Here is an 8,678-nt window from a genome sequence, read left to right on the forward strand (position 1 = left end):
ATGCAGCTCGGCTGACCACCTCGGCTGTCCGGCTCTAGAACAGCGCCAGTGCCAGGCCCGGATGGGCCAGCACCGCGCCGACGTCGGCCAGAAACCGCGAGCCCTGCTCGCCGTCCACCAACCGGTGGTCAAAGGACAGGGACAGCGTCATCACCTGGCGCAGCGCGATCTCGCCGCGGTGCTCCCACGGCATCCGCCGGACCTGCCCGATGGCCAGGATGCCCGCCTCCCCCGGATTGATGATGGGGGTACCGGCATCGACGCCGAAGACCCCCACGTTCGTCAGGGTGAAGGTGCCGCCGGAGAGCTGGTCCGGCGCCAGCTTCCCCTCCCGCGCCACGGCCGTCAGTTCGGCCAGCCGGATTGCCAGTGAGCGTAGATCCAGGGCCTGGGCGTCCCGGAGGTTCGGCACCATGAGTCCGCGCGGAGTGGCCGCGGCGATGCCAAGGTTCACGTAGTTCTGCCGGATGATCCGCCCACCGTCCCCGTCCCACCGGGCATTGAGTTCGGGGGTGCGCTCCAGCGCCAGACAGGCGGCCCGGGCCACCAGGGTGAGCGGGGTGAGCTTCAGCTCGCGGAAGTCCCGACGCTGCCTGACCTCCTGCAGCAGTTCGACGGACTCGGTGACGTCCACGGTGAGGAACTCCGTCACGTGCGGCGCCGTGAACGCGCTGGCCGTCATGGCGGCGGCGGTGGCCTTGCGGACCGAGCGGATCGGCTCCTCCTCCGTGCGGGGCCGGCCGCCGAAGGTGCGGACACCACCGGCCGCGGCCTCGGCGGCGGACTCCGGTGCCGCCTCGGTCAGGGTGTCCGTCCCGGTCGGACTGCCCGACGCCGGCCGCGCACCGTCCGCGGCGGCCGTGACGTCCTCGCGGGTCACCACTCCCCCCGCTCCGCTGCCCGCGAGCAGAGTGAGGTCCACCCCGAGGTCGCGGGCGAGCTTGCGGACCGGCGGGGTGGAACGCGGGCGCTCGGCCGTGAGTGTTGCCGTCCCGCCGGCCGGCACCGGCACCGAGGAAGGCGAGCCGGACGGCTGTGGTGCCGGCGCCGGATCAGGTGATGCGGGCCGCCCGGCCCGGGCACGACGGGCGGGGCGCCCGGCCCCCTCCACGGCCGCGCCGTAGCCGACCAGCGTCGGCACCCGGCCGTCGGGCAGGGAGGAGGAGCCGGCGTCGGGCCCCGAGGTGTCCTCCGGCTCCGCGCCGGGCAGGTCGAAGGAGATGATGGGGGCACCGACCTGGATGACGGCCCCGGGGTCCCCGTGCAGTGCGGCGATGGTGCCGTCGAAGGGGCTGGAGAGCTCAACGACCGCCTTGGCCGTCTCCACCTCCGCGAGCACGTCGTTGACCGCCACCGTGTCGCCGACGGCGATCTTCCAGGTGAGCAGCTCGGACTCGGTGAGGCCCTCGCCGAGATCGGGCAGGTTGAAGACCTTGAGCATGTCAGGCTCCTGACGTGTTATCGGACGCGGATCCCAGGGGTACGGGCGCCGCGAAGGGGTCCAGGGAGTCGAGCGAGTGCGGGCGGCCCAGGGCCCGGTCCACGCCGTCGAGGATGCGGTCCAGGTCCGGCACGTGGTGGTGCTCGAGTTTGGCCGGTGGGTACGGGATGTCGAATCCGGTGACCCGCACCGGCGGGTGCTCCAGCCAGTGGAAGCAGCGCTCGGTCACCGTGGCCGCGATCTCGGCCCCCAGCCCCCCGGTGCGGGAGGCCTCATGGGCGATCACGAGCCGTCCGGTCTTGCGCACGGAGGACTCGATGAGTCCGAAGTCGATCGGGGACAGCGACCTCAGATCGATCACCTCGATGGAGGCCCCGTCCGCCGCGGCGGCCTCCGCGGCCTGCAGACAGGTCTTCACCAGCGGACCGTAGGTCACCAGGGTGACGTCGGATCCCTGGGCGGCCAGGGCGGCCGGGCCCATCGGGCGCAACGGCGCCGCCAGGTCCACGGGAGCCTTGTCATGGTAGCGGCGCTTCGGCTCCAGGTAGACGACCGGATCGTTGCTGGCCACGGCCGCGCGGATGAGATCGAAGCCCTCCTGCGGCGTGGACGGGGAGACGACCCGCAGCCCGGCCGTGTGCACGAAGTAGGCCTCCGGTGACTCCGAGTGGTGCTCCGGCGAGCCGATGCCGCCGCCGAACGGGATGCGGATGGTGATCGGCATGGTCACGGCCCCATGCGTGCGGTGGTAGAGCTTGGCGACCTGGGAGACGATCTGGTCGAAGGAAGGGTAGACGAACCCGTCGAACTGGATCTCCACGACGGGACGGTAGCCCCGGTAGGCCAGGCCGACGGCAGTGCCCATGATGCCGGACTCGGCCAGGGGCGTGTCCACCACACGGTCCTCGCCGAACTCGTCCTGCAGGCCGTCGGTGATGCGGAAGACGCCGCCGAGCTGTCCGATGTCCTCTCCCATGAGCAGGACGGCGGGGTCCTCGTTCAGGGCGGCACGCAGGCCGGCGTTGATGGCCTTGCCGAAGGTGAGGGTCTCAGCAGCGGTCCCGGTCATCGCGCACCCGCTTCCAGCTGCGGCCCGTCGAACTGCTCCAGGTAGAGGCGGTAGTGCTCTCGTTGACGCTCCAGCTCGTGGTGCGGCTCCGCGTACACATGGTCGAACAGCTCGGCCGGCTCCGGATCGGTCAGGACGGCGACGCCGGCCCGCAGCTCCGCGGCCATGGCATCCGCCGCGGCGGTGGAGTCGGCGGTCAGGGCCTCGATGTCCTCGCCCAGCTCGGCCAGGTGCTTCTCGAGCCGGTCGATGGGGTCCTTGGCGCGCCAGGCCTCCACCTCCGCCGCGTCCCGGTAACGGGTCGGATCGTCCGCGGTGGTGTGGGGCCCCATGCGATAGGTCACGGCCTCGATGAACGTCGGTCCGCCGCCGTTGCGAGCCCGTTCGAGGGCGCGTCGGGTGGCGGCCATGACGGCCAGGACGTCGTTGCCGTCCACGCGCATGGCCGGGATGCCGAAGCCCCACGGGCGGTCGGCGATGTGACGCTTGGCCTGCAGGCCGACCGGCTCCGAGATCGCCCAGTGGTTGTTCTGGCAGAAGAACACCACGGGGGCGTGGAAGCTGGCGGCGAAGACCATGGCCTCGTTGACGTCGCCCTGGCTGGTGGCACCGTCGCCGAAATAGCCGATGGCGGCCGCGTCCGCGCCGTCCCGGGTGATTCCCATGGCGTAGCCGACGGCATGCAGCGCCTGCGCGCCGATGATGATCTGCTGCGCCGCGAAGTTGTGGTCCTGGGGCTTCCAGCCGGCGAACGTGGCGCCGCGCCACAGGCGGACCAGGCCCAGCGGGTCGACGCCCCGCAGGTAGGCCACGCCGTTCTCACGGTAGGAGGGGAAGACGTAGTCCTCATCCTGCATGGCCACGGCCGAACCGGCCTGAGCGGCTTCCTGCCCCAGCAGCGGCGGCCACAGGGCGAGTTCTCCCTGGCGCTGGAGGTGCGTGCACTCCGTGTCGATCCGGCGGATGAGGGTCATGTCCCGGTGCAGGGAGGTCAGCATCGCGGGAGTGACATCCTCGAGCCAGGGGTCCAGGTCATGGTCCGGACGGCGATGGCCCTCCGGGGTGAGTACCTGGAGCAGGTCCGGTTCGGGGACCTGGGGCATGCCGGTGGATGGGGGAATCAGGCTGGTGGATCCCATGGTGACCTCCTCGTTCAGGCCCGCACCGGGTGGGTGCCGTGCCATTGCCGTGGACGCGGTCAGGGTGTCGACCGCTCCCTTGTGATGCTAGTCACAGCGAAAGGCTTGCACAAGGTACGCTATTCGTACTGGGCATCATGCCCAGCGTTCGGGCGACACCCTCCCGGGAAAGTGAGCATCATGCGCACCTTGGACATCACCGACCTGAGACTCCTCGTGGAGCTCTCGAAGACACCGGATGCCACCACGGTGGCGCTCGCCCAGGCCCTCTCCCTGTCCCGCAACACGGTGCAGGCGCGACTGGTCCGGCTCACGGAGGAGGGGGTGTTCCTGCCCTTCGAACGCCGGATCAGCATGGACGCCCTCGGGCACCCGCTGACGGCGTTCGTGCAGATCCACGTCCATCAACAGCAACTCACCGGGATCACCGCGGCACTCCACCGGATTCCCGAGGTGGTCCAGGCCCACGGCCTGACCGGCTCGGCGGATGTCCTGGCCCGGGTGGCGGCCCGGAACGCAGAGGACCTGTTCAGGATCCATTCGCGGATCCTGCAGATCGACGGGGTGGACCGCGCGGACACGTCCCTGGCCATGACCGAGCTGGTCGCCTGGCGGACGGTGCCGCTCGTCGAGTCGCTCCTGGGCGGCGGCGAGTCAGGCCGCTGACGTCCGGCGCCCTGGGACCAGTGGCAAGCCTGATCGGCCTGAGGGGTATGAGTGGCCTGGCTGGCCGGAGGAGAGAGCCGGAGGAGAGATCAGTCGAGGATGGACAGCACGTCGATGGCCGCGTCGAGGAACGCGTCCACCTGTGCCTCGTCATAGCCCTCGACGCCGGGAGCGGCCGCGAACACCGCCCTGCGCACGTGATCGGCACCCACATCGGCGCCCTCCGCGCGATCGTCGAAGCGAGCCGAGAGACGGTGGCACAAGGCGTCAACGTCGGCCCGGTCGTAGCCACCGTCCCGGTCCTGGGCCGGCCGGCGGAATCTCTCACCGTCGGGGCGGTCGAGCCGCCCTCGGAGGACGTCGATGGAGGCGTGGACCCGGCTCGTCCAGGCGTCCTCGCCCTCGACCTCGATGCGGCGTTCGCGCTCAGACCGGGCGAGCGCGTCCTCGAGCCGGTCCAGGACGTCGTCCACCTGGTCAGCCTGATAGCCGCCCTTGACCGCATCGAAGGTGATGTGACGGATGTCGGCTGAGCGCAGGTCTCCACCGCCCTCATAGGCGACTCGGGCCCGGGCCAGGAACCGATCCACCTGCTTGCGGTGATATCCGAACGTGCGGCGGTCCGCGAGATCGAACGGTTGGCGGTCAGCCGACCGCATCACCTGCTGCTGGAGTCCTTCGGAATCCTGCCGCGTGCCGTGGTCCATCGAGAAGGCTCCTTCGGAAGTGTGTGGGTCCGCCAACGTGTCCATCGTAGCCAGCGGGACCTGCATATCCCGTGAGGCCGCCGGGGTGTCAGGCTGCTCGCCCACCCCAGCACGCCACCCTCACACGAAGGGCAGCGCGAAGACCATGTAGGCGACCGGGGCGGAGAACACCAGCGAGTCCAGCCGGTCCATGGCACCGCCGTGGCCGGGCAGCATCGAACCCATGTCCTTGAGGTTCAGCTCCCGCTTGATCATGGACTCGGCGAAGTCGCCGGCGGTCGCCGACGCCACGGTCAGGAGGCCGAGCAGGCTGCCGACCCACCACGGGTGGTCCAGGAACAGGTGGACCGCGGCCGTGCCCACGAGCACGGAGCCGGTCACCGATCCGGCGAAACCCTCCCAGGACTTCTTGGGGCTGATCTTGGGTGCCATGGGGTGCTTGCCGAAGCTGGCACCGACGATGTAGCCGAAGGTGTCATTGGAGACCACCATGAGCAGCATGCAGGCCACCATGAGGTTGCCTTGTTCCTGGCCCAGCAGCGCGATCGCGAAGGAGAGCAGGAACGGCACCCAGAGAACGATGAAGGCGGAGGCCATCACGGACTCCCCCCGGGCGGGGAGGTCCTCGACCACCGCCCAGACGAGGACCAGCAGCAGCGTGCCCAGCAGGGCCAGCACCAGGGCCTCGACCCCACCGGCGAAGGCACCCAGGGGCATCGCCACGGCCCCGGCCCAGAGCGGCACTCGGGGCACATCGAGGCCGCGCCGCGAGATGGCCTGCGCGGTTTCCGTGACACCCAGCAGCAGCAGCGCGATGACGAGGATCGCCAGCACCACCGGAAGCCAGATCAGTCCGACGAGCGCACCGCCGAGCAGCAGCAGGCCGACGGTGACGGCGGCCGGGAGGTTACGGCCGGCTTTGGCCTGACGCGCCCGCGCGGCGTCCTGCTCCCGCCGCTGCCGCCGGGTCACCGGTGGTTCCGGCTGTTCCGGCTGTACCGGTGGCGGAACCGGCGGCAGGACCGGCTGCGAGGCAGCGGGTGCGGAGGGATCAGTCATAGCGTGGTGGGGTGCTCAGACCTCGAGGAGTTCCGCTTCCTTACGCTTGGCCATCTCGTCGATCTCGTCCGTGAAGCGGCGGGTCATGGCGTCGAGTTCCTTCTCGGCACGTGTCCCCTCGTCCTCGCCGACATCCCCGTCCTTGACCATCTTGTCCAGGGTCTCCTTGGCCTTGCGGCGAGTGTTGCGCAGGGAGACCTTGTGATCCTCGGCCTTGGTCTTGATGAGCTTGACGTATTCCCTGCGGCGTTCCTCGGTCAGATCGGGCATCACCACGCGGATGACCTTGCCGTCATTGGACGGGTTCGCGCCGACCTCAGAGTCCGAGAGGGCCTTCTCGATGTTGCGCAGTGCGGACACGTCGAACGGCGTGATCAGCAGGGTGCGGGCATCGGTGGTGGTGAAGGAGGCGAGCTGCTGCAGCGGCGTGTAGGAGCCGTAGTAGTCCACCATGACCTTGGAGTAGAGCCCGGGATTCGCCCGGCCGGTGCGGACCGAGCCGAAGTCCTCGCGGGTGGCCTCGATTGTCTTCTCCATCTGCTCGGTGGCAGCCTGAAGGGTTTCCTGCGTCACGTTGTCTCCTGGGTTCTGGTGCGGTTGTGGTCAATCCTAGGACACCCGCTCGTGCGGCGGCCCCAGGCGGGCGGTCCGGACGGACCTGCGGTGCAGGTCAGCGGGTGACCGTGGTGCCGATCCTCGCACCCAACAGGGCCTGGGTGACGTTGCCCTGGCCCTCCATGCCGAACACCATCATGGACAGGCCGTTGTCCTTGCACATGGTCATGGCGGTCTGGTCCATCACCCGGATGTCGTTCAACAGCGCCTCGTCATAGGTCAGGTGCTCGTACTTCCGTGCCGAGGGGTCCTTCTTCGGGTCCGCGGTGTAGACGCCGTCCACTCCGGACTTGGCCATGAGCACCTCGTCGGCACCGACCTCCAGGGCACGCTGGGCAGCCACGGTATCGGTGGAGAAGTACGGCAGGCCGGTGCCGGCACCGAAGATCACCACGCGGCCCTTCTGCATGTGGCGGATCGCGCGGAGCGGGATGTACGGCTCTGCGACCTGTTCCATGTGGATGGCGGACTGGACGCGAGTGGACACCCCGGCCTGCTCCAGGAAGTCCTGGAGTGCCAGGCAGTTCATGACGGTGCCGAGCATGCCCATGTAATCGGCCCGCCGGCGGTCCATGCCGTTCTCGGAGAGCTCCGCTCCGCGGAAGAAGTTGCCGCCGCCGACGACGATGGCGATCTCAACCTCCCCGCGGGCATCGGCGATCTGCTCGGCCATGCCGCGCACCGTGTCCGGATCCACGCCGACCTTGCCGCCGCCGAAGACCTCACCGGAGAGTTTGAGCAGCACCCGGCGCTTTCCGGTCCGGCCGGGGTTGCCGCGGGTGTCACCGGCCTGGGCCTGCTGCAGGTCCCGGGATTCGTTGAAGGACGTGGCGTCGCGGATGTCCGGGGTGGTTCGCTGGTCAGTGCTCTCCATGGGCTGGCCTCCTGGGCTCATCAGGGCTGGCGGTGGTGGGGGTGCACCACGTGAGGGTTGTTCGTCGGGCAGGGCAAAGGGGGTGGCCATCCATGTTGGATGACCACCCCCTTTTCAGACTCGTCCGCTGCGCGGTCGATCCGATCCTACCGCGTGGGCGGAGACCCGCCGTGCGGGTCGGTCAGTTGCCGACGCGGAAGCGGGCGAAACCGGCGACGGCGGTGCCGGCGTCGGTCAGGACCTTGCCGACGGTCTGCTTCGGGTCCTTGGCGAACGGCTGGTCCACGAGCACGATCTCCTTGAAGAAGCCGGTCAGGCGGCCCTCCACGATCTTGGCCATGGCCTGCTCCGGCTTGCCCTCGGCGCGGGCCGTCTCGTCGGCGATGCGACGCTCGTTCTCCACGGTCTCGGCCGGCACGTCCTCGCGGGACAGGTAGGTCGGCGCGAAGGCGGCGGTGTGCACCGCGACGTCGTGAGCTGCGGTCCGCGCGGCCTCGGAGTCGGCATCCACGGCCATCAGCACGCCCACCTGGGCGGGGAGGTCCTTGGAGGTCTTGTGCAGGTAGGCGTCCACGAAGGCGCCTTCCACGCGGGCGATGCGGCGGACGACGACCTTCTCGCCGAGGACAGCGCCCTCGTCGACCACGTGCTCGCCCAGGGTGCGGCCGTTGAACTCGGAAGCCAGCAGGGCCTCGAGATCAGCTGCACCGGTGGAGACGGCCTGCTCGAGGACGACGTTGCCCAGCTCGATGAACTTCTCGTTCTTGGCGACGAAGTCGGTCTCGCAGTTGACCTCGATCATGACGCCGGTGCCGTCCTTGACGACGGCGGCGACCAGGCCCTCGACGGCCGCACGGCCCTCGCGCTTGGTGGCGCCCTTGAGGCCCTTCACGCGGATGATCTCGATCGCCTTGTCGTTGTCGCCATCGGCCTCGTCGAGCGCCTTCTTGACGTCCATCATTCCGGCGCCGGTGCGCTCGCGCAGGGCCTTGATGTCAGCTGCGGTGTAGTTCGCCATGCGTGGTACCCATCCTTACCTGTAGCGGGATTGTCCCGAAGTGGTGTTGTGGTGCTTGTTTCTGGTGCCCGGACATGGTCCGGGCAGACA

The 8,678-nt window shown here is 69.4% G+C and carries 9 protein-coding genes; 1 reads left to right on the forward strand and 8 read right to left on the reverse strand.

Features of this window, described 5'->3' with window-relative positions; all coding sequences use genetic code 11:
• Positions 1-34: 34 nt before the first annotated feature.
• Genes RUH65_RS14355 through pdhA form a run of 3 tightly spaced genes read right to left on the reverse strand, consistent with a single transcriptional unit; the run spans position 35 to position 3,649 of the window.
• Complete coding sequence (locus RUH65_RS14355; protein WP_313818275.1) at positions 35-1,441, reverse strand: dihydrolipoamide acetyltransferase family protein; 1,407 nt, start codon at positions 1,439-1,441, stop codon at positions 35-37.
• Position 1,442: 1 nt separating this feature from the next.
• Positions 1,443-2,510 (reverse strand): alpha-ketoacid dehydrogenase subunit beta, encoded by a 1,068-nt coding sequence (locus tag RUH65_RS14360; RefSeq protein WP_313818277.1) that lies wholly within the window; start codon positions 2,508-2,510, stop codon positions 1,443-1,445.
• A complete protein-coding gene (pdhA, locus tag RUH65_RS14365; RefSeq protein ID WP_313818278.1) occupies positions 2,507-3,649 on the reverse strand; it encodes a pyruvate dehydrogenase (acetyl-transferring) E1 component subunit alpha in 1,143 nt (380 codons plus the stop codon). The genes RUH65_RS14360 and pdhA overlap by 4 nt, the downstream gene beginning before the upstream one ends.
• A gap of 180 nt (positions 3,650-3,829) precedes the next feature.
• On the opposite strand from pdhA, the gene RUH65_RS14370 reads away from it, so the two are divergent.
• On the forward strand, positions 3,830-4,315 hold the full coding sequence (locus RUH65_RS14370; protein WP_313818279.1) for an Lrp/AsnC family transcriptional regulator: 486 nt from the start codon (positions 3,830-3,832) through the stop codon (positions 4,313-4,315).
• Positions 4,316-4,404: 89 nt separating this feature from the next.
• Here the strand turns inward: RUH65_RS14370 and RUH65_RS14375 are convergent, their stop codons facing one another.
• The 5 genes from RUH65_RS14375 to tsf all read right to left on the reverse strand — a co-directional run bounded on the left by RUH65_RS14375 (position 4,405) and on the right by tsf (position 8,588).
• Positions 4,405-5,022: a DivIVA domain-containing protein gene (locus tag RUH65_RS14375; RefSeq protein WP_313818280.1), complete on the reverse strand. Its 618-nt coding sequence runs from the start codon at positions 5,020-5,022 to the stop codon at positions 4,405-4,407.
• A gap of 120 nt (positions 5,023-5,142) precedes the next feature.
• The gene (locus tag RUH65_RS14380; RefSeq protein ID WP_313818282.1) at positions 5,143-6,081 is read right to left on the reverse strand and encodes a phosphatidate cytidylyltransferase; all 939 of its coding nucleotides are present in this window, start codon (positions 6,079-6,081) and stop codon (positions 5,143-5,145) included.
• Between the two features lie 15 nt (positions 6,082-6,096).
• Complete coding sequence (frr, locus tag RUH65_RS14385; RefSeq protein WP_313818283.1) at positions 6,097-6,654, reverse strand: ribosome recycling factor; 558 nt, start codon at positions 6,652-6,654, stop codon at positions 6,097-6,099.
• Positions 6,655-6,751: 97 nt separating this feature from the next.
• On the reverse strand, positions 6,752-7,570 hold the full coding sequence (pyrH, locus tag RUH65_RS14390) for a UMP kinase (protein WP_313818284.1): 819 nt from the start codon (positions 7,568-7,570) through the stop codon (positions 6,752-6,754).
• 181 nt (positions 7,571-7,751) lie between these two features.
• Positions 7,752-8,588 carry a translation elongation factor Ts gene (tsf, locus tag RUH65_RS14395; RefSeq protein ID WP_313818285.1) on the reverse strand — a complete coding sequence of 279 codons (837 nt, stop codon included), beginning with the start codon at positions 8,586-8,588 and terminating at the stop codon, positions 7,752-7,754.
• Between the last annotated feature and the right edge of the window lie 90 nt (positions 8,589-8,678).

This window comes from Citricoccus sp. (assembly GCF_032154715.1).
GTDB lineage: Bacteria > Actinomycetota > Actinomycetes > Actinomycetales > Micrococcaceae > Citricoccus.